Source organism: Streptomyces brasiliensis, from assembly GCF_014647875.1.
GTDB classification, from domain to species: domain Bacteria; phylum Actinomycetota; class Actinomycetes; order Streptomycetales; family Streptomycetaceae; genus Streptomyces; species Streptomyces brasiliensis.
In genome coordinates this window covers 304,748-328,217 of sequence record NZ_BMQA01000001.1, presented here as the reverse complement: position 1 = coordinate 328,217, position 23,470 = coordinate 304,748, and the positions used below count along the sequence as shown (strand labels likewise).

The window sequence follows — 23,470 nt, the reverse complement described above, 5'->3', positions numbered from 1 at the left end:
TATGAAGCCGCTGACCGAGCAAGAGATCCGTGCCGCGTTCGTGAACTGCACCAAGGGCGAGGCGAAGCGCCTGTTCGTCCCCCGTGACCTGGCCGACCGGCCCTGGGACGACCTGGACTTCCTGGGCTGGCGCGATCCCCAGGCTCCGGACCGTGCCTACCTCGTCACGGCGGGGGACGCCGGCGCACGAGGCGTCGTGCTGCGCTCCTCCGGTGCCGCCTCCTGGCAGACGCGCCGGAGCATGTGCTCGATGTGCCTGACCGTCCACACCGGCGGCGTCTCGCTGATGGTCGCGCCGAAGGCGGGCCGGGCCGGGCAGCAGGGCAACTCCGTGGGCGCCTACATGTGCAGCGACCTCGCCTGCTCACTGTATGTGCGCGGGAAGAAGGACGCGGATGTCGGTGCCCGGCTCCCCGAGTCGCTCACGCCGGCGGAGAAGATCCTGCGCACCGTGGCGAACGTCGACGCGTTCCTCGCCAAGGTCACAGCATGACCCGGGACCGCCCACCGCACCTCGGAGGGCCGGGCGGATACGGGGGTCGGAGCGTCGGGGACGGCAAGAACCCCAGCCCGCCGGAACGGGCTGGGGCCGAGCTGCGGGCGTCCCGAGGGGTCAGTCCCACAGCGAGTACGTCATCACCTGCTTGAACCCTTCCGGCCTGGCGCCGTGGAAGGTCAGGCTCATCCGCGTGAAGTGGTCCATCTGCGGGTTCTTCTCCCACGGCTTCGGGCCGTCGAGCCGCACGGTCACGTTGTACGGGTGGAACTTGCCTGCCGCGCAGTACGGCTTGCAGTCGTTCACCACGTTCACGCCCTCGGCGATCGCGGAGTTCTTACCCCACTGCGACCACTGCAGGCCGGTAAGGCGGCTGTTGCCGTCCGCGCAGGCGAGGATGAAGTCGTCCGGACGTACGGTCGAATGCCAGAAACAGTCGACCAGTACCGGTGTGGTCGACACCCTCTCCCGCGCGTCCGGAACCGACGCCGACGGGCCCGCGGAGGCCGTGGTCGTGACTCCCGCGAACAGCACGCCCGCCCAGATCATGATCGCCGTACACCGCACTGGTCTGCGCATATCCGCTCCCGCCGGCCTGACTGCACCCTGACGGCCTCGCGCCCTGAACGCGACGGCCTCTTTATCGACGCTACGACCGTCGCGGAAGAACCACCACTCGCACGGAGCAACGTGGGCGAACGTGGTGAAGGTCTTCCGGGGGGCCGCAGCGGGCGCGCCCGACGGGTCCGGTGCACAGGGCCGGACAGTACCGTGCACCCTTCGTCTCAGACGCGGCCAACACCCTTTTCGCGATGGGTAGTTCACGTTAGGTCCGGTAGCCGAGGATCGTCATCATGCCCGACTCCGAGTGGTACTGGTTGTGGCAGTGGAGCATCCACAGCCCGGGGTTGTCCGCGTCGAACTGAAGGTCGAGCTTGCGGTGGGGGTGCACGATGGTGGTGTCCTTGCGTGCACCCAGGCCGTCGAGGCCCAGAACGGCGAACGTGTGGCCGTGCAGATGCATGGGGTGCCACATGTCGGTGGCGTTGATGAGGGTGAGCCGGACGCGTTCGCCCGCGCGGATGGGGTGGCGCTGGGTCACCGAGTAGGCCTTGTGGTCGAAGCCCCAGTTGTAGTCCTTCATGTTCCCGGTGAGCTTGATGCGGATCTCACGGTCGGGTTTGCGCTCCGGCAGGGCCACGGACTCGTGCGGGCTCATGCGCCGGGCGGGTACGACCTCGCGGTCGAGTTCGGCCGGATACGCATCGGGTCGGATCACGGTCGGCTGGTTGCTGGTCCGCAGCACGGCAAGGGCCTTGGCCTGCTTGCCCTCGGCGAGTGCGACGAAGGGGAAGACGCCGTCCTTGGCGGTGACGAGGACGTCGTAGCGCTCCACCATGCCCAGCAGGAGCCCGTCGGTCTCCTTGTGCTCGACGGGATAGCCGTCGGTGTGCGTGACGGTCATGGTGTGGCCGCCCAGGGCGACCCGGAAGGCGGTATCGGAGCCCGCGTTGATGATGCGCAGCCGGATGCGGTCGCCTGGGCGGGCGCGGAAGACGGACGGACTGGCCGGTGGGCGTCCGTTGATGAGGTAGTACGGATAGTTCACGCTGCCGGCCTCGCTGCGCAGCATGCGGCTGCGCGAGCCGTGGAGGATGCGCGACGGACCGGCCCGCCGCGCGGAGGCGGAGGCCCGCGCGGACGCCGACGCATGCGCGTGCGGGCTCGCGGACCCGCCGTGGCCGGCGCCGGCGCCCCCGGGCCCCATGCCCATGCCGTCCATGGCCATGCCCTTGCCGTCCATGAGTTCTTCCAGGACATGGTCCGGCGTGGAGCCGTCCACGCCGTCGAGCCAGTCGTCGAGGACGATGACCCATTCCTTGTCGTAGGAGAGGGGCTCCTTGGGGTCGTCGACGATGAGGGGGGCGTACAGGCCGCGGTCGAACTGCATGCCCGAGTGGGAGTGCAGCAGATAGGTGCCGGGGTGACTGACGGTGAAGCGGTACCTGAAGTCCGTACCGGGCTGGATCGCCTCCTGGGTCAGTCCGGGCACGCCGTCCATGTCGCAGCGCATGCGGACGCCGTGGGAGTGCAGCGTGGTCTCGGCGTGCAGACGGTTGGCGAGGGTGAGACTCAGCACGTCGCCCGCGGTGACCCGGACCTGTGGGCCCGGCACGTTCTCGCCGTAGGCCCAGGTCCGTACTCTGCGTCCGTTCAGGTCCACGGTCGTCTCGGTGGCGGTCAGCTCGAACACGCGGACCGGGCCGGAGCCCCGTTTGCGCTCGGCGGCGTGAACCTCCGGACCGGATGGGGCCACATACCCCTTGGGACCCGGCGGGACGAAGCCGTGGGTGTCGGTGATGACCCCCGACCCTGGGCGGGGGCCCTGTTGTTGGTGGGAACCGGTTCCGGTGCAGGACGCCACGAGTCCCGAGCCGAGGGCCACGACCGAGGCGGAGAGCAAAGTACGCCGCGAAGGATTGTGCATGAATGAATAACACACGTTTTAAGCTGATATGTGCGGTATCTGAAGCGGCGCGTCTCGGGGTGTCGGGCCTGTGATGTCGCCCACCAGGGCGTGGCGGATCAGCCGTGCGACACGGTCAGCCCGTAGAAGGCCACACGGGCGCCCTTCGTCGTGCTGTCCGAGGCCGACTGGTTGTACGAGCCCGCCTTGAAGTACTGCTTGTAGGGGAAGAAGGACGACGGAATGGCGTAGTGCGTGGTGGTGCCGTTGACCGTGAGGTCGATGGTGTTCCCGCCCGAGATGGCGATGGTGTAGCTCCAGGTCCTGCCGACCGGGACGTGTCCCACCGGGTGCGTCGTCTGTCCGCCGGACGGGGAGTTCTCGGTGCCCAGGACGATGTCGCCGTTCGAGTGGTAGTACAGCTCGAGCAGTGGCTTGGTCGACGAGCCGCCGGAGCCGAGGTGGACCTGTCCGACGCAGACGTTCTTGGTCACGGAGACCACCCGCAGCGTCGCGCTCAACCGGTGCCGGCCGCTCAGTGACCAGTCCGCGGCGCCGCCATTGCGGTTCATCTCCCGCAGTTCGGAACGGGCGTAGCTGGAGTTCGGCGTGGTGACGCCCTTCTCGGGCGCCCAGAAGGTCATCGCGCCGTCGCGGGTGTCGGTGTAGAAGTACGAGTCCTGGTAGCCGTTCGCGCCCTGCAGCCGGGACGACGGGATGGTGGTCGGGGAGCCGGGCGATCCGACCGGTTCCTGGAGCTGCCAGACCGACAGGTCGAAGTTGCCGCCGGGCGCGACGTCCGGGTCCGCCGCGCCGGCACTGCCCGTACCGAGGGCGGTCACGCAGCCGACGAGGCCCGCGACGGTGGCGATCGCGAGAAGCCTGAAGCGAGTCATGCGGGGGGCCTTCCGCGGTTCGGGGGCGGTCAGGGCGTCTCGGTGAGCTGGAAGCTCTGGGCCGGGGAGCCGTCGCAGGTGCGCTGGGTCAGCTGGACGCTGTCGGCCGACGAGGCGCCCGCGGTGAGGCACTTGGCGCTGTGCCGGGCGACGAAGTGGTACCGCCCGCCCGTCTCGGCCACCGGCTGCCACTGCTGGTTCGTCCCGCCGCCGTACGCCCACAGCTGCAGCGGCGCGCCGTCGGCCGTGGAGCGGTCGGTGACGTCGACGACCTGCTGCGGGTTGTTCCGGGCGGCGATCCGGACGTAACCGCTGTCGGTGGAGCGGAACTGGAACTGCTGCGCGCCCGTGTTGTTGCACGTGTACTGCTGTACGGCGGTGCCGTTGGCCGTGGCGGCGGCGCGGGCGTCGGCGCAGGTGCCGTTCCCGGCGTTCCGGACCGCGTACCAAGCGGTCTCGGAGATGGGCCCGCCGGACGGCGGCTGGGTGCCGGTCGTGCCCCCGAGCCACTTGAGGCCGTCGAGGAGGAAGCGGTTCTGCGTGGCACTGGCGAAGGTGGACGACAGTGTGGTGCCGGTCGCGTAGTCCATCGCGTTGTGCCCGAAGTTCGCGTACAGCATGCGGTACTTGGTGTTCGTCCACAGGATCGGGTAGTAGCCGCTGTACCAGCTCTGATTCGGGTCGGTGCCCAGCGGGAAGCTGCCCGGGTCGACCGAGGCGAGGATCCTGATGTCGGGGTTCGTGCGCAGGTCGTTGGACCAGCTGTACCACTCGCTGACGGACGAGGTGAACGTCGCCGGGAGGTTCTGGGTCGAGGGGTGGGTGCGGTCCTCGACGCGCAGCACCGCCGTGGTGGGGCCCCAGGTGTTGGACTTGAAGTTGCCGCTGCCGAGGAACTGGTTGTGGTACCAGGGCCAGCCGCCGGCGTCGGTGGTGAAGGCCGAGACGTGGAAGCCCATCCAGGCCCCGCCGCCCCGCATGTACTGCTCGAACCCGGTCCGCTGGGCGGCCGTCTGCGGCAGGTCGTCGAGGAACAGCACGACCTGGTAGTCGTGTACGCCGCCGTTCGCGAGCAGGTCCCAGTCGTTGCTCGCGGTGTAGCTGAAGCCGTTCGCGGCCGCCTGCTGCGGGAACCACTCGTTCGCCTCGTGGACGAAGCTGATGTGCGCCGCGTCCCAGGTGCCGTTGTAGAGCGCCAGCACCTTGAACGGGACGGCGGCGCGACTCGTCGCCTGGGCGGGTGGAACCGCCAGACCCAGCAGCGCGGCCAGGAGCACCAGCAGGCGCAGGACGGTGCGGGCGGTTCCGGGCGGTCTGACACCGCCGGCGCGTGAGGTGGGGGGTGTTTCGGCCATGGAGAGCACAGCCTTTCGTGTGGGGCTGACGGTGGGGGTGGTGAAGGTGGCGACGTTCATGAATCTGAACTCTGGACGCATCCTTGTGTCGTCAGTGATCCGTGAACTTAAAGGTCTGAACCAGACACGTCAAGAGGGGACGCAGGGCGTGCCCGACGGAAATGCGGTGGCGGCCCGGTCGGACCCGGTGCTGGGATGGCGCGATGCTGCACGAGACGACGGTGACCGTGGACCGTGGGCAGTACCCGGACGCGGTGACTCCGTGGGAGCGGGAGACCTGGCGGAACGAGGCCCTGGACTGGGTGGCGGGCGAGTTGGCCGCGCGCGGGCTGCGCACGACCGGGACGCTGCGGGTACGGCTGCGCCCGTGGTCCGTTCTGGCGCGGGTGCCCGTAGAGGGCCGTGACACCGTGTGGTTCAAGGCGAATCCGCCCGCCAGCGCCTTCGAGGGCGCGCTGACCGCGGCCCTGGCCCGCTGGGTGCCCGAGAGCGTACTGGAACCCCTCGCGGTGGACGCCGGCCGCGGCTGGTCGCTGCTGCCCGACGGGGGCGAACTCTTCCGGGACGCGCTGCGGCGGGTGCCGGTCGACGTGGGGGAGTGGGAGGAACTCCTGCGTCAGTACGCGTGCGTGCAGCGGGCATTGGTGCCGCACACCCACGAGATCGAGGAACTCGGTGTGCCCACCGTACACACCCTCGCGCTCCCCGAGGCGTTCGATCGACTCGTGGAACGGAACACCGTGCTGCGGCCGGACGAGCGGGCGAAACTCGTCGCACTGAGGCCGCGTCTGGTCGACTGGTGCGCGGAACTCGCGGCCACGGGCGTGCCGGACACACTCGACCACGCGGACCTGCATGACGGGCAGTTGTTCCGGTCGGCGCCGGATCGGTTCGTCTTCTTCGACTGGGGGGACGCCGTCGTCTCCCACCCCTTCTGCAGCCTGCTGGTCCCCGCCCGACGGGCGTGTGAGCACTACGGCGACGAGGTGCTGCCCCGGCTGCGGGACGCCTACCTCGAGCCATGGACGGGCGAGGACCGCACGCGGGCGCAGCTGCGCCGTGCCGTGAGCCTGGCCTGGCGGCTCGGTGCGCTCGGCCGGGCGGCCTCTTGGGGCCGTCTGTTCCCGTCAGCCGCGGGTGCGGCGGGCGGCGATGTGGACGGCGCCGACTGGCTGCTGAGGCTCCTCACCGACCCGCCCCTGTGAGCGGTCGGCCCTGATTGTCAGTGGCGGATGCGACCCTGCACTGTATGGATGAGCAGGAGTTCATGCGCGGCCGGGTGTACGGGGCCGACCACGAGGACGCCGGTCCCCGCCCGGGCCACACCTACGTGGAGCTGGTCGGGGGCCCGCTGGACGGGCTGCTCCTGGACGTCACGGACCGGCCCGAGGGGGCGCCGGGCGAACAGGTGTCGCTCACGACGGAACTGGGCCGCTACGGGCCGGGCGGCAGGGCGCTCTACACGCCCCGCCGACCCGGCGACCGCCGCTACGACTGGTACGGAGACATACCCTGAGCGGCGATCCCCCCGTCTCTCAGCAGGCGCCCTCGTCCTGCCACGGACCCCACTCCGCGGCGCCGGGCACCTCGTTCTGGGTCCACCACTTGGCCTTCCAGTTGTGTTTGTTGTACGACACCTCGTCGCCGCCCACGTACACCGACGAGGAGTTCCACGCCGCCTTGCACGCCGTGCCCGACGGAGTCGGCGTCGGGGTGGGAGGCGGAGTGGAGGTCGGCGGGGTGACCCCGGCGAACTTCACCGAGTACTTGGCGAAGTCCCAGGAGTTCTGGGTCACGCTGGAACAGGTGCCGGACGTACGGCCGCCGTTGTCGGGCGGCGAGCACTGGCGGTCGCGGTTGAGGGACCAGAAGGTGAAGCGGTCCATGTTGTGGCCGGTGGCGTAGTCCAGGACGGTCTGGAAGTCGGCCTGGGTGAAGTACTCGCCGGTGTCGCTGCGGCCGTTCATCCCGGAGAAGCCCTCGTGGGCGTAGGCGGTCGCCTGGTCCCAGCCGAACGTGGACTGCAGGATCGAGTTGAAGCTGGTCAGCGCGCCGGTCTGGCTCGCGGCCCCGTTGAAGCCGCCGTCGAACGGCATGATGGAGAAGTTGTCGGGGGTGAACCCCTGTGACTTCGCCTCCAGCAGCATCTGCTTGCCGAACCAGCCCGTGCCGTCCGCCGTGCCCGCCGTGGTGACGGACACATAGAGCCCGGGGTTGTTCTGCTGGAGGATCTTCGCCGCGCCGATCTCGTTGTGGATCGCCGCCGTGTTCTCGTACTCCGGCTCCTCCAGGTCGAAGTCGATGGCGTGCAGGCCGTACTTGGTGATGACCTGCTGGTACGCCGCCGCCGTCGAGGCCGGGTCCGAGCACGCCTGGCCCAGCTTCGTGCCGCCGTACCCGCCGATGGAGACGGAGACGTCACCGCCCTTGGCGCGGATCGTGTTGATGACCGACTGCACGGCGGTGTCCGAGGAGACCGGTGCCGTACCGCCCCAAGTGGGCGAGCAGCCGCCGCCGTTGGAGGCCAGGATGAACGCGAGCTGGAACGCCTTGAGGCCGGTGGCGTCCATGATGGCGGCCGGGTCCGGCGGGTCGTTGTCCAGCGGCATCAGATACGGGGCGGCGGCGTACCACCGATTGCCCAGCGCGGTCGTGGCGCCCGAGGCGTTGCCCGCGACGAGCGCGGTCGTGCCCGCGGCGGCGAGGGTGACGGCCGCCGCCGCGCCCAGACATGCATGAAGACGTCGCACTGCCGGCCTCCAGATGGGGTGGGGAGTCGCCCCAGCCTCCGGGAGCTGTTGCGTGCACGTCAATAGATTGGTCTAGTCCAAATGACTCTTTGGACTAGACCATACGATTTCTTTGCCCGGGTCGAGGCCGGGCGAGGAGCGGGAATGCGGGGACGGGTGTCGCTGTTGTCGCATTCAGTGGCTGGCATGCGCAGAACAATCGTGGCGCGAGGGAAGGGCTGCCGGCCGCACCGAGCAAGAGGAGGACGGAGACGTGAAGGTCCGCAAGTCCCTGCGTTCGCTGAAGTCGGTGCCCGGCGCGCAGGTGGTGCGCCGCCGTGGCGTCACGTACGTGCTGAACAAGAAGAACCCGCGCTTCAAGGCCCGCCAGGGCTGATACGGAGCACGGTTGCACAACTGCGGCGAGGGAGGACGGGGCGCCGCCCCGTCCTCCCTCGCTGTTTCCGCGTCGCGCGGTCGCGTCAGACCGTGCCGCTCTCGTTGATCTTGACCGTCGCCTTGGGCCTGCCGCTCTGGCTGCCGAGGGTCTCGATCTTGTCGACGATCTCCTTGCCCTCCACGACCTCGCCGAAGACGACGTGCTTGCCGTCCAGCCAGTCGGTCACGATCGTGGTGATGAAGAACTGCGAGCCGTTGGTGTTCGGGCCCGCGTTCGCCATGCTCAGCAGGTACGGACGGTCGTGCTTCAGCTGGAAGTTCTCGTCTGCGAACTTCTCGCCGTAGATGCTCTTGCCGCCGGTGCCGTTACCTGCGGTGAAGTCGCCGCCCTGCAGCATGAACTGGGGGATGACCCGGTGGAAGGCGGAACCGGCGTACCCGTAACCGTGCTGGCCGGTGGCCAGCTCCCGGAAGTTCTTCGTGGTCCGGGGCACCACGTCGTCGAAGAGTCGGAACACGATACGGCCGGCCGGCTCGTCGTTGATGGTGATGTCGAAGTAGACGTTGTCGCTCATGCCGATCAACCTATCGCCTGTCGGCCGGACCCGCCGAAACCACCCCTTCCGGGCGGCCGGCGGACCGAACGACATCGCCCGGGTGAGGTACCCCGAGCGGGCCGGAACCACCCCCGGGACTGCGCGTGCGTGGCGACGACGTGCGCTTTGACGCCGTCGACGTTCAGGACCACGTACCCGAAGCCCTTGTCCGAGTACCGGACCCCGCGGCACGCGCCCTTGTGGAGGTGCTGCTCCTTGGGCACGATCGGCCACTTGTCGAGCACCGCGCCCCCGCCGTCCTCGGAGTGAGGGAGGAGCAGGCACCGCCGGTGGCGTCCCGGCCGGTCCTGCCGCGGCCGACCACGGGCATCCGGTACGGGTATTCGTCCGCCGGGATCCTCGCGCGGGCGGAAGTCCGGCTGGAAGGCGTCGCTGCAGGCCAGGTGCCGGAGTCGTTATGATCGGCCGAAGGCGGAATATGGGGGGTTTGTCACGAATGGGCGCCGCCCCGACGGAGTGATCGATGCCCCGCAAGCGCGCAGTGGACGACGGCGACGAGCTGCTGGCCAGACTCCGGTCGCTCACCGCCCAGGCACGCGAGCGCGCCGAGCTGCAGCGTTCCCAGGTCGAGCCGGCCGTCGCGCTGCAGCGCGGAATGCTCCCACGGCCTGCTCTTCCTCGTCCACCCGCTGCTGATCCGGGCGCCCTGCGCTTCCCGCTTGCGGGCAGCATGCTGTGTGCCCTGTTCGCGTCCGTGACCACCACGCCGGCCGCTGTGGAGCGCTTCGGTCCGTTCAAGGGGCTGACCGATGTCCAGGTGATGGTCAAGCTCCAGGCCTTCAACGGGACGATGGCCCTGACCGCCCTGCTCCTGGCGTCGGTGATCAACGAACAGCGCAACACCCGTATGTCCGTGGAGCAGGCCTGCCAGGAACTGGTCGAAGTGCTCGAACACCTCACGACGACCGACACGGAGACGCAACGGACTGACACCGCCGCGCTCGGCCTCAGGGCGCACTCGCGCGGCGGGTCCGTGTCGGGGAAAGATGAGACGTCGAGCGACGGATCAACCGATGTGGAGGAGCGGACCCATGCCGCACGAGCGAGCGGGCAGGCCGGCCGGGCCCGAGGACCTTGTCGACGTGGCCCGGCTGGTCACCGCGTACTACGCGCTGCACCCCGACCCCGCCGAGCCCGGACAGCGCGTGGCGTTCGGGACGTCGGGACACCGCGGATCGTCCCTGGCGACCGCGTTCAACGAGGACCACATCGCCGCTACCAGCCAGGCGATCTGCGAGTACCGCGCGGCGCAGGGCACCGACGGCCCCCTTTTCCTCGGCGCCGACACGCACGCGCTGTCGGAGCCCGCCAAGGTCACCGCCCTCGAGGTGTTCGCGGCCGGCGGCGTCACCGTGCTGATCGACAGCGCCGACGGCTACACCCCCACCCCGGCGGTCTCCCACGCGATCCTCACCCACAACCACGGCCGTATGTCCGGGCTCGCGGACGGCGTGGTCGTCACCCCCTCGCACAACCCGCCCGCCGACGGCGGCTTCAAGTACAACCCGCCGAGCGGCGGCCCGGCGGCCTCGGGCGCCACCTCCTGGATCCAGGACCGGGCCAACCAGATCATCGCGGGCGGCCTCAAGGACGTACGGCGCATCCCGTACGCCCGTGCGCTCGCGGCCCCGACCACCGGGCGGTACGACTTCCTCGGCACCTATGCCGACGACCTGCCGAGCGTCCTCGACCTCGACGCCGTGCGGGCGGCCGGGGTGCGTATCGGCGCCGATCCGCTCGGCGGGGCGTCCGTCGCCTACTGGGGCCGGATCGCCGAACGGCACGGCCTCGACCTCACGGTGGTCAACCCGCACACCGACCCCACCTGGCGGTTCATGACGCTCGACTGGGACGGCCAGATCCGTATGGACTGCTCGTCGCCGTACGCGATGGCCTCGCTCATCGAGCAGCGCGACCGGTTCGACCTCGCCACCGGCAACGACGCCGACGCCGACCGGCACGGCATCGTCACCCCGGACGCGGGCCTGATGAACCCCAACCACTACCTCGCCGTCGCCATCGACTACCTGTACAGCCACCGCGAGCAGTGGCCGGCCGGCGCGGGTGTCGGCAAGACCCTCGTCTCGTCCTCGATGATCGACCGCGTCGCCGCCGACCTCGGCCGTGAACTCGTCGAAGTGCCGGTCGGCTTCAAGTGGTTCGTGGACGGACTGTCCGACGGGGGCATCGGTTTCGGCGGCGAGGAGTCGGCCGGCGCGTCCTTCCTGCGCCGGGACGGCTCGGTGTGGACCACGGACAAGGACGGCATCCTGCTGGCCCTGCTCGCCTCCGAGATCACGGCGGTCACGGGGAAGACGCCGTCCGAGCACTACGCGGCACTGGCCGCACGCTTCGGCGAACCCGCCTACGCCCGTATCGACGCCCCCGCGTCCCGCGAGGAGAAGGCCCTGCTGGCGAAGCTCTCCCCGGCCCAGGTCAGTGCCGAGACCCTCGCCGGGGAGGAGGTCACCCGCGTCCTGACCGAGGCGCCGGGCAACGGCGCGGCGATCGGCGGCATCAAGGTGACCACCGCCAACGCCTGGTTCGCCGCCCGTCCTTCGGGTACCGAGGACGTGTACAAGATCTACGCCGAGTCGTTCCTCGGCCCCGACCACCTCGCCCGGGTGCAGGAGGAGGCCAAGGGTGTGGTCCTGGCGGCGCTCGGCGGCTGAGGCGCGGCGGCCGGGCCCCGGGGAGGAAGGGCCCGGCCGCAGTTCACAGGGCCGGCCGGTGTCAGCCCTGCGCGGTCGCCCTCGGCACGTTGTAGCCCTCCAGCCGGAGCTTCGGGCGGGAGGCGAGGGCCCCGGCCGGCCAGGACGCCGTCACGGTCCGCGACTCACCCGGCAGCAGCCACAGGTAGTTGTCGCTGTAGAGCGTGGGCAGCACCCGGTCTCCGGTCTTCGCGTCGAGGAGCGAGAGCCGCACCATCGCGGCGACCGACGAACCCCGGTTGGTGACCCGCGCGGTCAGCTCGTGCCGCGAACCCGTGCCGTCCGTGTCCGTGATGTCCACGGACACCCGGGTCTGCTGGGCCTTGTTCAGCGCCTGCATGGCGTACGGGTCGCGGTAGCGCCAGTACGTGTTCTCCGACAGCAGCGCGCCGCGTGCGTCGGTGAGCCGTAGCCGCAGGAGATGGAAGTCCGGCAGTGCGTCCGTCCAGCCCGCGGTGAACGCCTCCGTGGTCGCGGAGGGCGCGAGGTCGAGCTTCTGCCGCTGCTCCGGGGCGACTTGGCGCCCGGAGACGTCGTAGTACCGGGCGGAGACCGTGGCACCCGCGATCCGGTCCGGGGTGTGGTTGACCGCGATCACCCGGCCGTCCTCGGGCCCCGTCTGGACGTGGACCTGCTCGCCCGCCTTGCGGGCGCCGTAGTAGGCGCCGTTGACGTCGAAGTCGTAGTCGTACGTCTGCCACACCGTGCTGTACCAGGCGGGATGCGACATCCACAGCAGCAGCCCGCTCGCGTCCTGCCAGAGGCGGGCGTTCCACGCCTCGAACATGGCCCTGAAGTTCTCGTAGTTGACGAACTGCGCCTTGCGGGCGAAGTCGTCGAGGTCCTTCGAGGTGTCCAGGCGGGACTCGACGGCGGCACGGTAGTTCTGGGGGGCCTGGTTCCCGCGCGTGCTCCAGTCGTGGTAGTACCAGGCGCCGCCGATCGGCCACTCCGGCTCGTCGCCCACCATCCGGCGCAGCGTCTCCGCCGTCGACACCACCGGCATGCCGATCTCGGTGTGGAAGCCGAAGTTGCCGCTGCCGTACGTGGACGCGGAGAAGTAGCGGTCCGGCTCGACCCAGCCGTAGGGGCCGCCGCCGGAGACGATGCCGGCCGCCGAGTTGTTCTGGTACAGCAGGTCCGGCGCCTCCGCGCGGACGGCGGCGCGCATGCCGTCGTCCACCGGTCCAGGCGGGTTGCCCTCGTTGGCGCCGCACCAGACCACGATGCTCGGGTGACCGCGGTAACGGCGCACCGTGTCCTGCGCGATGCTCAGGAACGCCTCGTGGTCCGGCGGGTCCATCGCCCACGCGTTGGGGAAGTCGTTCCACACCAGGATGCCGTGCTCGTCGCAACTGGCGTAGAACTCCTAGCGGTTGATGGTTCCGAGCCAGTTGCGGATCATGGTGAAGTTCATGTCGCGGTGCATCCGCACGGCCGCGTCCATGCGCTCCGGTGACATCCGGCGCAGCAGTTCGTCCCAGCCCCAGTTGCCGCCCCGGCAGAACACCCGCACCCCGTTGACGCTGATCTTGAGCGGCACGGTCGAGTTGTCCACGGACTTCACGTCCGTCCAGTCGTCGCCGTTGTCGGAGACCTGGACGGTGAACGTCTTCGCGTACGCCTGCTCCCAGAGGATCACCACCCGGTCGAAGCGCGCCGACGAGCCCAGGTCGACCCGGATCCACTGGTCGTCCTCGTACGCCGACGTCCAGCGGGTGTTGGCGTTCCCGTCCACCGCGTCGGCGGCATGGCTGCCGTCCGCCTCCGACGACGCGTCCACCTGCTTGCGCAGCGCCAGATCGCTGCCGGGCGAGGCGCTGTCGACGACCGACAGGCTCCACATCGACGAGCCCCAACCGGTCGCCCGCGTACGGCACAGGACCCGCACCCAGCGCGCCGTCGCCGCGTCGAACTCCACGCTCTGCAGGCTCGCCGCGCCCGCCGTCCGGAACGGCAGCGGGGCGGCCGTGTTGTCGACCGAGGCCGCCTCGGTCCACTGGTTGCCGTCGGCCGAGACCTCGATCGCGAACGTCTTGGCGTACGCCTGCTCCCAGGTGATGACGACGCGGTCGAAGGAGAGCGCCGACTCCAGGTCGACCTGGATCCACTGGTCGTCCTCGAACGACGACGACCAGCGCGTCTTCGGGTCGCCGTCGGTGGCGTCGCCGGGCTGGTTCGCCGCGTCGTCCACCGAGGACGAGGTGGCCGTCCTGTGCAGGGCGAGGTCCGTGTCGGGCGCGGTGCTGTCGGCGACCGAGAGGCTCCACATCGACGAGCCCCAGCCAGTGGCCCGCGTCAGGCACCGCACTCGGACGTAACGGGCCTTGGTACGGGCGAAGTCGACGGTCTGGGCGTAGGCGTCGCTGCCGGACTGGAAGGTCAGGGGTACGTCGTACTCGTAGCCGAACTGCCGTATGCCGAACCGGGCCGTGCGCCGGTCACTCTCCGCGCCGCCGACCGAGGCGGTGAGCGTGAGATCGTGCAGATGCTGCTCGCCGTAGCCGTTGGGCCACCACAACTTCGGGTTCTTCACCCGGAGCTGGGAGTAGTCGGCGGGGGAGAGGACCACGTCGGCCGTCTCGCCGCCGGGCACGGTCACCGAGCGGCTCACCCGTACGCCGTCGAAGGCGGCGGTGACGGTGACGCGCCGGTCGTCGGCGTCGGCGTTGCGCACCGGGACCACGACGGTCAGCTCGGCCGTGCCGGTGTCCGGCAGGTCGGGCAGCCGGGTGTCGACCCGTGGGTCACCGAGGACCGCCGCGCCCGTCGAGCGCAGCCGGACGTGGTTCCAGATGCCGGCGGCCCGGTCCCGGACGGCCGGCATCCAGTCCCAGCCCGAAGCGGCAAGGTATGTGGGCGAGTTGCGGTTCATCATGTTCGCTCCGGCGTCCACGAACGCCAGACCCGCCGGGCCCTTGTCGGTGGGGCTGCCCGGGAACGGCATCGGGGTGATCTTCACCGCGAGCGCCTGCTCACCGTCCGCCAGCAGTTCGGTGACGTCGAGCGCGGTGCGCGCGTACGGGAAGGTGAGACCGCCCGCCTCACGGCCGTTGAGCCAGACGTCGGCGTGGTGGTTGACCCCGTCGAACTCCAGCCAGACATGGCGTCCGGCACCGGCGCGCAGGCCCTTCGGCAGCCGGAACTGCCGCCGGTACCACCAGGAGTGCCGGGACAGGGCCTCCGGCACATGGAGGTTGTTGAAGGCGGCGACCGGGTCCGGCAGGTGCCCCTGGTCCACGAGCGAGGTCAGGACCGTGCCGGGCACCGTGGCGGGCAGCCAACGGCTCGTGTCCACGGCAGGCTCGGACAGCGCGGAGCCGTCGCCGTCCGCCCAGTCGTCCATCGTCAGGTCCCAGCCGGACTCCAGCGGGACCGTGCCGTCGGCGGCCACGTGGAGCGCGGGGGCGTCGGTGTCGTGCGTGCCCCAGTCGGTCCAGCCCGTGGCGTGCGGGCGCGTGGTGGGCGAGGTGCCGTAGACCTGGAAGCCGTTGAGACCCAGCGGATTGGAGTTGGAGCGCTTGCGCACGGTCAGCCGCACCCAGCGGGCCGTTACGGCCTTCGGCGGCGTGATCTCGACGACCCCGCCCTTGCCCGAGTCGGTGGCGTACACGCTCGTCCAGGACGTGTTGTCGCGCGAGGTCTCCACGACGAAGTCGACCGCGCAACTGGACAGGACCTCCTGGCCGGTGGTGTTGTCGCGCGGGCTGCCGCTCGGCGAGTCGTGGAACGGCGGGTCGTCCGCGGTGGCCTCGAAGACCAGCCGCACCGACTCGACCTCGCACAGCGCCTGCAGGTCGACCGAAATCCACTGCGGATCACCGTCCGCCGCACGCCATCCCGTGCCGCGCACGCCGACCAGGCCGAGGCCGTCGACGGCGAACTCGGCCGGTGTGGGCGCGTAGTCGGTGGACGACACCGCGACCGGGCGGTACGCGGCGAGTTCGCCCCGCGACGGCTGCCGGGCCTGTCCGGAATCCGCCACGGCGGCCGGGCCCGGCAGTGTCATGCCGAGCCCGAAGCCCGCGAGAAGGGTGGAGCCGGCGGACAGCAGGGTCCGACGAGAGGGCTGAGAGGTCTGATCCGACATGAGCGGCGGGCTCCGATCAGGGAATGTGCATGAACGGGGGTGGCCTGGACCAAGGGGTGACAACGTTGCCAGGCCCCTTTGACAACGTTGCCGAACACTGCACCGCGCGGCCGGGACTGTCAAGGTCCCGGGAAGGAAGGGCAGGCTCTCTCAATAAATTAGGAATAATTCTTGACAGCGTTTCGGCCTCACGCCACAGTCTTCGCCGTGACGCCGTTGACGCCCGTCACCGGGTGGCCGCGTCATGTCTCCTCCTGCTTCCCAACCCTTCGGAGAGGCACGTGACTTCACTCCCACCCACCCGGAGCGCCCGGTCCCGCGCGCTCACCCGCGGTGCCGTCGCGACCGCGACCGCCGTGGTCCTGGCCGCGACGGCGGCCCCCGCCGCCACGGCCGCCCCCGCCGTGGACCAGGGGGCGCCCGACTTTTATGACAGCGGCCTCGCCTCCACGCCCTACATGGGCTGGAACACCTACTACGGCCTCGGTGCGCCCACCGAGAAGGAAGTGCGGTCCGTCGCGGACAAGCTCGTCAGCAGCGGTCTGCGCGACAGCGGATACGACATCGTGTGGCTCGACGGCGGCTGGCAGGCCGACAACCCCCGTGACGCACAGGGGCACTTGACGGCCAACCCGGACCGCTTCCCGTCCGGGATCCCGGCCCTCGTCTCCTATCTTCACCAGCGCGGTCTGCGGGCCGGCATCTACACCGACGCCGGCACCTACGACGGCGGCAAGAGCTGCGGCCTGGGCAGCCGCGGCCACTACACAGAGGACGCCCAGCAGTTCGCGGACTGGAAGATCGACGCGATCAAGGTCGACTTCCTGTGCGGCATCGGCGCCAAGCTCGATCCCGGCCCGGCGTTCAAGGAGTTCAGCGACGCGGTCGCCAAGTCCGGCCGCAAGATGCTGCTGAACCTGTGCAACCCGCTCACCGACGACTGGGGTCTGCCGCACACCCCCGAGCAGGACGCGCACAACACGTACGTCTACGCCCCGACGATCGCGGACTCCTGGCGCACCGGCACCGACATCGCCTGGGGCACCCCGAGCCCCGGCCAGTGGCCCAACGTGCTGCGGAACATGGACGCGAACGCCTGGAATCCCGAGGCGCAGGGTCCCGGCCACTACAACGACCCCGACTACCTCATCCCCACGCGCCCCATGGCCGACGGCACGCTGGAGCTGACGGAGGAGGAGTCGACCACCCAGTTCGTGATGTGGGCCGAGATGGCCTCCCCGCTCGTCCTCGGCTCCGACCCGCGCACCCTGTCCGACTCGATGCTGCGGACGCTGCGCAACCCCGAGATCATCGCCGTCGACCAGGACCCGCTCGCCGTGCAGGGCGTCCGGGTGGCCACCGACTCGGTGGGCGACGTCTACAGCAAAGTGCTCTCCGGGCACGGCAAGCGCGCGGTCGTCCTGCTCAACCGCTCGGACCAGGCGGTCGAGCGGACCGTGAACTTCTCGGACGTGGCCCTCGGCGGCGCCGTCAAGGTGCGTGACCTCAGGGCGCGCGCCGACCGCGGCACGCACACCGGGTCGTACACCGTCGACGTCCCGGCGCACGGCACCGCGTTCCTGAAGCTCACCGGCGAGGACGCCGTGCCCGGCGCCGACCTGCACGCGCCCACCTCGGCGAGCCCGGCGGTCGTCCGCGCCGGCGATGCGCTCACCACGTTCTTCCGCAGCCCCGGCGGCACCCTCGTGCAGCGCGCGGAGGACGGCGCCCGGACGCGGACGACGGACCTGGGCGGACCGGCGGGCGGGAAGATCCTCGGCCAGCCCGCGGCCTACGCCTCGGCCGGCGGCCGGATCGACGTCTTCGTGCGCGGCGCCGACTCGCGGGCGTACCGCCGGGTGTTCACGCACGGACGCTGGGGCGCCTGGCAGGACCTCGGCGGAAAGCTGACCGACGCCCCGTCGGTGGCCTTCACCGACCCCGCGCACTGGACTCTGTTCGCGCGTGGCGCGGACGGAAGCGTCGTGCAGCGCGGGCCGGTGTCCGGCTGGTCGTCGCTCGGCACGCCGGGGGAGCGCACGGTGTACGGCAGGCCGTCCGCCGTGGTCGACGCGCGGGGGCGGATCCATGTGGCCGTGCGCACCGCGGCCGACGACGTGTGGACGCGCTCGCGCGACACCTCCGGCCAGTGGTCGGAATGGAGTTCGCTCGGCGGGACCGTGAGCGGCAGCCCGACGCTGGTCGCCGTGGGCGACGCCGTGGTGCTGTACGCACGGGCCGGCGACTACACCCTCTGGCAGCAGCGCTACGAGAACGGTGCCTGGCAGTGGTGGAGCAAGCGGCAGGAGTTCCCCAGCGCCGCGTTCGACGGTGCGCTCGGGGCGGTGGCGGGTCCGGACGGCTCGGTCGACGCCGTGTACCGCGGGGTCGACGGCTCCGTGCACCTGACCCAGTTCAAATAAATTAGGAATTAATCTTGACGTGGTGATCGAGCCACGCGAACCTGGATCCGCCGCGAGCGGGGCCCCGGCCGTCAGGAGGGCCGGCCCCGCCATGCGGATCCACAGGGAGCACTCCATGACGAACCAACACCCCAGCCGTCGGCTGTTCCTCGCCGGCCTCGGTGCCGTCGGGACGACGGCACTGCTCAGCGGCTGTGTCACCGCCGGCTCCTCCTCCGGCAAGAGCTCCTCCGGGGGCGGCGCGGTGACCCTCCAGTCCAACCTCTCCGCCCCGCAGGCCAAGGCCGCGATGGAGGACGTGGTCGCCGCCTACGCCAAGAAGGGCTCCGGCAAGGCCAGCCTCAACACCGTGGCGGCCGAGACCTTCCGCACCCAGCTGCCCACCTACCTCACCTCCGCCAACCCGCCGGACGTGTACACCTGGTACCCCGGCTCGGTCGCGGACGCCTACGCGAAGAAGGACCTGCTGCTCGACCTCGGCGAGGTGTGGTCCTCGCCCGAGCTCAAGGGCTACTCCAAGGCGCTGAACACGCTGTGCACCGCGACCTCCGGCAAGAAGGTCTTCGTGCCCACCACCTACTACTGGTGGGGCATGTTCTACCGGAAGTCCAATTTCGCCAAGTGGGGCGTGCAGGAGCCCAAGAGCTGGGACGAGTTCCTCGACCTGTGCGACAAGCTGAAGTCCAAGGGCATCGCGCCGATCGGCCTCGGCGCCGGCGGCAACACCGCCTGGGTAGCGTCCGCCTGGTTCGACTATCTCGACATCCGGATCAACGGCGCCGTCTACCACCGTGAACTCCTCGCCGGGAAGCACCGGTTCGACGACCCCGAGGTGCGCAAGGTCTTCGACCGCTGGGCGGAGGTCCTGCCGTACGTCGACCCGAACGGCACCGCGGTCGCCTTCCAGGACGCCACCACCTCCCTGCTCAACGGCCGCAGCGGCATGATGCTCATCGGCACCTTCTTCGCCGACGCGGCACCGAAGAACGCCCTCGACGACATCGACTTCTTCCGCTTCCCGATCATCGACAGCAAGGTCCCGCTCGCCGAAGAGGCGCCCACGGACGGCTACTTCGCCAGCGCCCGCACCGGACGCCGCGACGAGGTCGTCGACCTGATGCGCTACCTCGCCACCGCGGAGGCCCAGGAGATCTACATCAAGGGCTCCTCCGGCACCGTCCTGCCCACGAACCCCGACGCCAAGGACGCCGGGACCCCGCTGGTGCAGAAGGGCCGCCAGCACATCGAGGAGGCCGCGGAGATCACCCAGTTCTTCAACCGCGACTCCAGCGACGCCCTCCAGCCCACCGCGGACACCGCCCTGACCAAGTTCATCGCCAAGCCCAAGAGCATCGGCTCCATCCTCACCGACTGGCAGCGCGACGCCGAGAAGATCTGGAACGCGTGACGTGGCCGTCCTGACCGCCCCCGAGCGCACCTCCCCGGCCCCGCCCTCGCCTCGCGGCGGGCGGGCCCGGGGGCCCCGGCGCACCCCGCCGATGGTGCTGGCCTTCCTCCTCGTCCCGCTGCTCGCCGAGGCGGTGTGGGTGTTCTGGCCCGCGCTGCAGGGTTTCTACCTCGCCTTCACCAGCTGGGACGGCGTCTCCGCGCCCCGCTTCGTCGGCCTCGGCAACTTCCGGGAGATGCTCCACGACGAGGTCTTCCGCACCGCGGCTGTCGACACCGTGCTGTGGCTCGTCCTGTTCGGCGGACTCTCGGCGGTCCTCGGGCTCGCCGCCGCGCTTCTCCTCCAGCAGGAGCGCCGGGGCGTCGGCTTCTACCGCGCGGCCCTGTTCCTGCCCGTCGTGTTCTCGCTCGTCGCCACCGCCCTCGTCTGGCAGGCCATCTACCAGCCCGACGGCGTCCTCAACCAACTCCTCCAGTCCTTCGGCCTCGGCAGCCTGCGCCACGCCTGGCTCGCCGATCAGGACACCGCCCTGTACGCGGTCATCGTGCCCGCGCTGTGGCGCCAGGTCGGCTATGTGATGGTCCTCTACCTCGCCGGCCTCAAGGGCATCGACCCCGCCCTGTACGAGGCCGCCAAGGTCGACGGCGCCGGACGCCGGCAGCGCTTCCGCTATGTGACGTTGCCCCAGCTGCGCAGCGTCAACGCGGTCGTCCTCTCGGTGATCATCATCGACTCGCTGCGCTCCTTCGACGTCGTGTGGTCCCTCACCCGGGGCGGCCCCTACCACTCGTCCGAACTGCTGAGCACCTACATGTACTCCACAGCTTTCCAGTCCCTGCGCCTGGGTTACGGCTCCGCGCTGGCCGTCGTCATCTTCGTGCTGGCCTTCGGCGTCATCGCCTCCTACCTCGTGCGCGCCTTCCGGGAGGCCGACTGATGGCCGCCTCCGCAAACTCCGCCGCCCTGCGCCGGCGCCGCACGGCGACGGCCGGCTTCCACCTCGGGGCGGGCGCCCTCGCCGTCCTGTGGCTGCTGCCCATCGCCCTGGTCCTGGTGACCAGCCTGCGCTCCTTCGACGACATCGCCGCCCACGGCCTGGGCAGCCGGCCCCGGTCCTTCACCCTGGACAACTTCCGGCAGGCCTGGGTCGACGGCGGCCAGCAGCGCGCCCTGATCAACAGCCTCCTCGTGACCGTGCCCTGCGTGGTGATCACGCTCGCCCTGGCCGCGATGGCCGCGTTCGCGCTCAGCCGCTACGAGATGCCCTTCCGGCGCTCCCTGCTGCTGCTCATGCTCGGCGGCAATCTGCTCCCCCCGCAGATCCTGCTCATCCCGGTGTCCAAGCTGAGCGAACTGATGGGCGTCTACGACACGTTGCCCGCGCTCATCGGCGTGCAGATCGGCTTCGGCGTCGGCTTCTACGTCTTCGTCCTGCACGGGTTCATGCGGGCCATCCCGGTGGAGATCCAGCAGGCCGCCGTCGTCGACGGCGCCGGGCCCTGGCAGATCTTCTGGCGGATCATCCTCCCGCTCACCCGCCCGGCCCTGGCCGCGCTCAGCGCGCTGTCCTTCACCTGGATCTTCAACGACCTGCTGTGGGCCATCACCGTGCTGCGCAGCGACACCAAGATGCCCATCACCGCCGCCCTCATCGGGCTCCAGGGACAATACGTCTCCATGTGGAACGTGATCGCCGCCGGGTCCGTCATCGCGGCGGCGCCCACGGTGGCCGTGTTCCTGCGCTTCCAGCGCCACTTCGTGGCCGGCCTCAACCTCGGAGCGGTCAAGTGACGCCGTACCAGCGCTGGACCCTGCGCACCGACGCCACCAGCTACACGGTACGACTGTCCGCCGACGGCCCCTGGGCCGAACTCGACGCCTGGGGACCCCACGGTGTCGAGACCGGACCGTCCGCACTGGACTGGTCGCACCGCACCCATTTCTTCACCCCCGCCGACGCCGCGCCGGCCGAATATCTGCCGTACGGGCTGCGCCCGTTCACCGGTGCCGACCTCGTGGCGTCCCGGCCGGGCGAGGAGCGGGGCGTGTGGTGGGAGTTCGCGGGCGCCGAGGAGGACGAGGGCGCTCTGCGGCTCGCGTTCACCGACGAGGTGCTCGGGCTGCGCACGGTCCTGTGCTACCGGACCGTGCCGGGCACCGATGTGATCCTGCGCTGGACCGAGTTCACCTCCTCGCGCGAACTGCGCCTGGAACGCCTCGACTCGGCCGCCGTCACCGTCCCGGTCACCGGCCCGGCTCGGCTGACGTACCTCACCGGCCAGTGGTCGCAGGAGTTCCAGCACACCCGACTCGACCTGTCCCGGGGCACGTTCAGCATGGGCAGCACACAGGGCGCCCCCGGTCACGCCTACGCGCCCTGGCTAGCCGTCCAGGACGGGGAGAACGGACCGGCGTACGGTGTCGCCCTCGAATGGCCCGGCAACTGGCACCTGACCGCGCAGGCCGAGCCGGGCGGGTTCGTCCGGGTCCGCGCCGGCCGGGTCCCGCACGAGGGAGCGGTGTACCTCACCCCGGGCGAGACCCTGACCACCCCGCGCCTGGCCTGCGCGTTCAGCGCGGAGGGACTCGACGGGCTGTCGCGGGTCTGGCACCGCTACGAGCGTCACCTCAGCGGCGAGCGGCTGCGCCGGCCCCGCAAGGTCCTCTACAACTCGTGGGAGGCCACCGCCTTCGACGTCGACGCCGCCGGGCAGCTGGAGCTGGCGAAGACCGCAGCGGACATCGGCGCCGAGCTGTTCGTCGTCGACGACGGCTGGTTCACCGGCCGCGCCGACGACACCGGCGGCCTCGGCGACTGGTACCCGGACCCGGCGGCCTTCCCGGACGGCTTCGGACGGTTCGTCGACGACGTGCGTGCCCTAGGGCTCGACTTCGGGCTCTGGATCGAACCGGAGGCCGTGAGCCCCGGCAGCGAGCTGTACGCCGAACACCCCGACTGGGTCTACCGGATCGAGGACCGGCCCGCCCGGCTGGTGCGCAACCAGCTCCTGCTCGACCTCGGACGCACCGACGTCCAGGACTTCGTCATCGGCACGCTCGACCGGCTGCTGACCGAGTACGACATCTCGTACCTCAAGTGGGACATGAACCGGCCGCCCACCGAACGCAGCCGCCCCGGCGCCGGACCCGCCGACCGTCTCGACCTCGACGCCCAGCACGTGGCCGGCTATCTGCACGTTCTCGACCACCTGCGCTCCGCCCACCCCCACGTCACCGTCGAGGGCTGCGCGGGCGGCGGCGCACGCGTCGACCACGCCACCCTGGCCCGCACCGACGTCCTGTGGCCCAGCGACAACACCGCGCCCCTGGACCGGCTCGCGATCCAGTACGGCTTCCTGCACGCCCACGCCCCGCACGTGATGAGCTCCTGGGTCACCGACGCCCCCGGCGTCTTCGACCCCCGCTCGCGCAGCCTCGCCTTCCGCTTCGTCAATGCCATGTGCGGCGTCCTCGGCATCGGCGCCGACCTGCGCCACTGGGACGCCGACCAGCGCGCCGAGGCCGCCCGCTGGATCGCCCGCTACAAGGACGTCCGGGACGTCGTCCACCTGGGTGAGGCCCGGCTGCTCGGCAGCCCGCGCGACGTCACCTGCGGTGTCCAGTACGACGGGGCCGACGGACGCACCGTCGTGGCCGCCCTGAGCACCGGACCGCTGGACGGCGCCCCGCTCGTCCCCGGCCGCCCGGCCCGGCTCAGGCTGCGCGGCCTCGATGCGGCCGCCACCTACCGGGACGCGGACTCGGGAGCCGCGTACAGCGGTGCCCATCTGCTCCACTACGGGCTGCCGTTCGCGTGGAGCGCCGCGCACGACGCGGAACTGGTGGTACTGACACGGGAGTAGACACCCGTCGACCGGC

Annotated in this window: 16 protein-coding genes and 3 pseudogenes; 12 read left to right on the top strand and 7 right to left on the bottom strand. The window is 70.5% G+C overall.

What is annotated here, in order from left to right:
- Position 1: 1 nt before the first annotated feature.
- Complete coding sequence (locus tag IEZ19_RS01505) at positions 2–493, top strand: FBP domain-containing protein (protein WP_189309099.1); 492 nt, start codon at positions 2–4, stop codon at positions 491–493.
- Positions 494–613: 120 nt separating this feature from the next.
- Here IEZ19_RS01505 and IEZ19_RS01500 read toward each other — a convergent pair whose 3' ends face one another.
- The 4 genes from IEZ19_RS01500 to IEZ19_RS01485 all read right to left on the bottom strand — a co-directional run bounded on the left by IEZ19_RS01500 (position 614) and on the right by IEZ19_RS01485 (position 5,214).
- Complete coding sequence (locus IEZ19_RS01500) at positions 614–1,075, bottom strand: hypothetical protein (RefSeq protein ID WP_189309098.1); 462 nt, start codon at positions 1,073–1,075, stop codon at positions 614–616.
- A gap of 247 nt (positions 1,076–1,322) precedes the next feature.
- A complete protein-coding gene (locus IEZ19_RS01495) occupies positions 1,323–2,984 on the bottom strand; it encodes a multicopper oxidase family protein (RefSeq protein WP_189309097.1) in 1,662 nt (553 codons plus the stop codon).
- Positions 2,985–3,082: 98 nt separating this feature from the next.
- On the bottom strand, positions 3,083–3,859 hold the full coding sequence (locus IEZ19_RS01490) for a polysaccharide lyase family 7 protein (protein ID WP_189309096.1): 777 nt from the start codon (positions 3,857–3,859) through the stop codon (positions 3,083–3,085).
- 29 nt (positions 3,860–3,888) lie between these two features.
- Positions 3,889–5,214 carry a ThuA domain-containing protein gene (locus IEZ19_RS01485; RefSeq protein WP_189309479.1) on the bottom strand — a complete coding sequence of 442 codons (1,326 nt, stop codon included), beginning with the start codon at positions 5,212–5,214 and terminating at the stop codon, positions 3,889–3,891.
- A gap of 203 nt (positions 5,215–5,417) precedes the next feature.
- Here IEZ19_RS01485 and IEZ19_RS01480 point away from each other — a divergent pair, with 203 nt between their 5' ends.
- Together IEZ19_RS01480 and IEZ19_RS01475 are read left to right on the top strand one after the other, a co-directional pair.
- Positions 5,418–6,419, top strand: a complete 1,002-nt coding sequence (locus IEZ19_RS01480) for an aminoglycoside phosphotransferase family protein (protein WP_189309095.1) — start codon at positions 5,418–5,420, stop codon at positions 6,417–6,419.
- Positions 6,420–6,463: 44 nt separating this feature from the next.
- On the top strand, positions 6,464–6,730 hold the full coding sequence (locus tag IEZ19_RS01475) for a hypothetical protein (protein ID WP_189309094.1): 267 nt from the start codon (positions 6,464–6,466) through the stop codon (positions 6,728–6,730).
- 19 nt (positions 6,731–6,749) lie between these two features.
- Here IEZ19_RS01475 and IEZ19_RS01470 read toward each other — a convergent pair whose 3' ends face one another.
- The gene (locus IEZ19_RS01470; RefSeq protein ID WP_189309093.1) at positions 6,750–7,964 is read right to left on the bottom strand and encodes a chitinase; all 1,215 of its coding nucleotides are present in this window, start codon (positions 7,962–7,964) and stop codon (positions 6,750–6,752) included.
- A 253-nt stretch (positions 7,965–8,217) separates the two neighbouring features.
- Between IEZ19_RS01470 and ykgO the strand changes: the two genes are divergently transcribed.
- Positions 8,218–8,340: a type B 50S ribosomal protein L36 gene (gene ykgO / locus IEZ19_RS01465; protein ID WP_189309092.1), complete on the top strand. Its 123-nt coding sequence runs from the start codon at positions 8,218–8,220 to the stop codon at positions 8,338–8,340.
- A gap of 85 nt (positions 8,341–8,425) precedes the next feature.
- On the opposite strand, the gene IEZ19_RS01460 is transcribed toward ykgO, so the two are convergent.
- Positions 8,426–8,917 (bottom strand): peptidylprolyl isomerase, encoded by a 492-nt coding sequence (locus IEZ19_RS01460; RefSeq protein ID WP_189309091.1) that lies wholly within the window; start codon positions 8,915–8,917, stop codon positions 8,426–8,428.
- Positions 8,918–9,422: 505 nt separating this feature from the next.
- Here IEZ19_RS01460 and IEZ19_RS50315 point away from each other — a divergent pair.
- The 3 genes and pseudogenes from IEZ19_RS50315 to pgm all read left to right on the top strand — a co-directional run.
- A pseudogene (locus IEZ19_RS50315) lies at positions 9,423–9,581 on the top strand (serine/threonine-protein phosphatase); the annotation flags it as partial.
- Positions 9,568–9,884, top strand: a pseudogene (locus IEZ19_RS01455) (MASE1 domain-containing protein); the annotation flags it as partial. The pseudogenes IEZ19_RS50315 and IEZ19_RS01455, both read left to right, overlap by 14 nt.
- 106 nt (positions 9,885–9,990) lie before the next feature.
- On the top strand, positions 9,991–11,631 hold the full coding sequence (gene pgm / locus IEZ19_RS01450; RefSeq protein ID WP_189309090.1) for a phosphoglucomutase (alpha-D-glucose-1,6-bisphosphate-dependent): 1,641 nt from the start codon (positions 9,991–9,993) through the stop codon (positions 11,629–11,631).
- A gap of 61 nt (positions 11,632–11,692) precedes the next feature.
- On the opposite strand, the pseudogene IEZ19_RS01445 reads toward pgm, so the two are convergent.
- Positions 11,693–15,760 (bottom strand): annotated as a pseudogene (locus IEZ19_RS01445) (discoidin domain-containing protein).
- Between the two features lie 281 nt (positions 15,761–16,041).
- Here IEZ19_RS01445 and IEZ19_RS01440 point away from each other — a divergent pair.
- From IEZ19_RS01440 to IEZ19_RS01420, 5 genes are all read left to right on the top strand, one after another.
- A complete protein-coding gene (locus tag IEZ19_RS01440) occupies positions 16,042–18,183 on the top strand; it encodes a DUF8189 domain-containing protein (RefSeq protein ID WP_189309089.1) in 2,142 nt (713 codons plus the stop codon).
- 115 nt (positions 18,184–18,298) lie between these two features.
- Positions 18,299–19,591 carry an ABC transporter substrate-binding protein gene (locus tag IEZ19_RS01435; RefSeq protein WP_189309088.1) on the top strand — a complete coding sequence of 431 codons (1,293 nt, stop codon included), beginning with the start codon at positions 18,299–18,301 and terminating at the stop codon, positions 19,589–19,591.
- 1 nt (position 19,592) lies between these two features.
- Entirely contained in the window at positions 19,593–20,528 is a 936-nt protein-coding gene (locus tag IEZ19_RS01430; protein WP_189309087.1) for a carbohydrate ABC transporter permease, read from the top strand.
- Positions 20,528–21,382 (top strand): carbohydrate ABC transporter permease, encoded by an 855-nt coding sequence (locus tag IEZ19_RS01425; RefSeq protein ID WP_189309086.1) that lies wholly within the window; start codon positions 20,528–20,530, stop codon positions 21,380–21,382. Before IEZ19_RS01430 ends, IEZ19_RS01425 begins: the two co-directional genes overlap by 1 nt.
- Entirely contained in the window at positions 21,379–23,454 is a 2,076-nt protein-coding gene (locus IEZ19_RS01420) for an alpha-galactosidase (protein ID WP_189309085.1), read from the top strand. Before IEZ19_RS01425 ends, IEZ19_RS01420 begins: the two co-directional genes overlap by 4 nt.
- Positions 23,455–23,470 lie beyond the last annotated feature (16 nt).

What these genes read in the sequence shown, in the direction of transcription:
- IEZ19_RS01475 (WP_189309094.1), top strand. Translation starts at nt 6,464, where the DNA reads ATGGATGAGCAGGAGTTCATGCGCGGCCGGGTGTACGGGGCCGACCAC.
- IEZ19_RS01480 (WP_189309095.1), top strand. Translation starts at nt 5,418, where the DNA reads ATGCTGCACGAGACGACGGTGACCGTGGACCGTGGGCAGTACCCGGAC.
- IEZ19_RS01505 (WP_189309099.1), top strand. Translation starts at nt 2, where the DNA reads ATGAAGCCGCTGACCGAGCAAGAGATCCGTGCCGCGTTCGTGAACTGC.
- IEZ19_RS01485 (WP_189309479.1), bottom strand. Translation starts at nt 5,214, where the DNA reads ATGGCCGAAACACCCCCCACCTCACGCGCCGGCGGTGTCAGACCGCCC.
- IEZ19_RS01495 (WP_189309097.1), bottom strand. Translation starts at nt 2,984, where the DNA reads ATGCACAATCCTTCGCGGCGTACTTTGCTCTCCGCCTCGGTCGTGGCC.
- IEZ19_RS01460 (WP_189309091.1), bottom strand. Translation starts at nt 8,917, where the DNA reads ATGAGCGACAACGTCTACTTCGACATCACCATCAACGACGAGCCGGCC.
- IEZ19_RS01500 (WP_189309098.1), bottom strand. Translation starts at nt 1,075, where the DNA reads ATGCGCAGACCAGTGCGGTGTACGGCGATCATGATCTGGGCGGGCGTG.
- IEZ19_RS01490 (WP_189309096.1), bottom strand. Translation starts at nt 3,859, where the DNA reads ATGACTCGCTTCAGGCTTCTCGCGATCGCCACCGTCGCGGGCCTCGTC.
- pgm (WP_189309090.1), top strand. Translation starts at nt 9,991, where the DNA reads ATGCCGCACGAGCGAGCGGGCAGGCCGGCCGGGCCCGAGGACCTTGTC.
- IEZ19_RS01425 (WP_189309086.1), top strand. Translation starts at nt 20,528, where the DNA reads ATGGCCGCCTCCGCAAACTCCGCCGCCCTGCGCCGGCGCCGCACGGCG.
- IEZ19_RS01435 (WP_189309088.1), top strand. Translation starts at nt 18,299, where the DNA reads ATGACGAACCAACACCCCAGCCGTCGGCTGTTCCTCGCCGGCCTCGGT.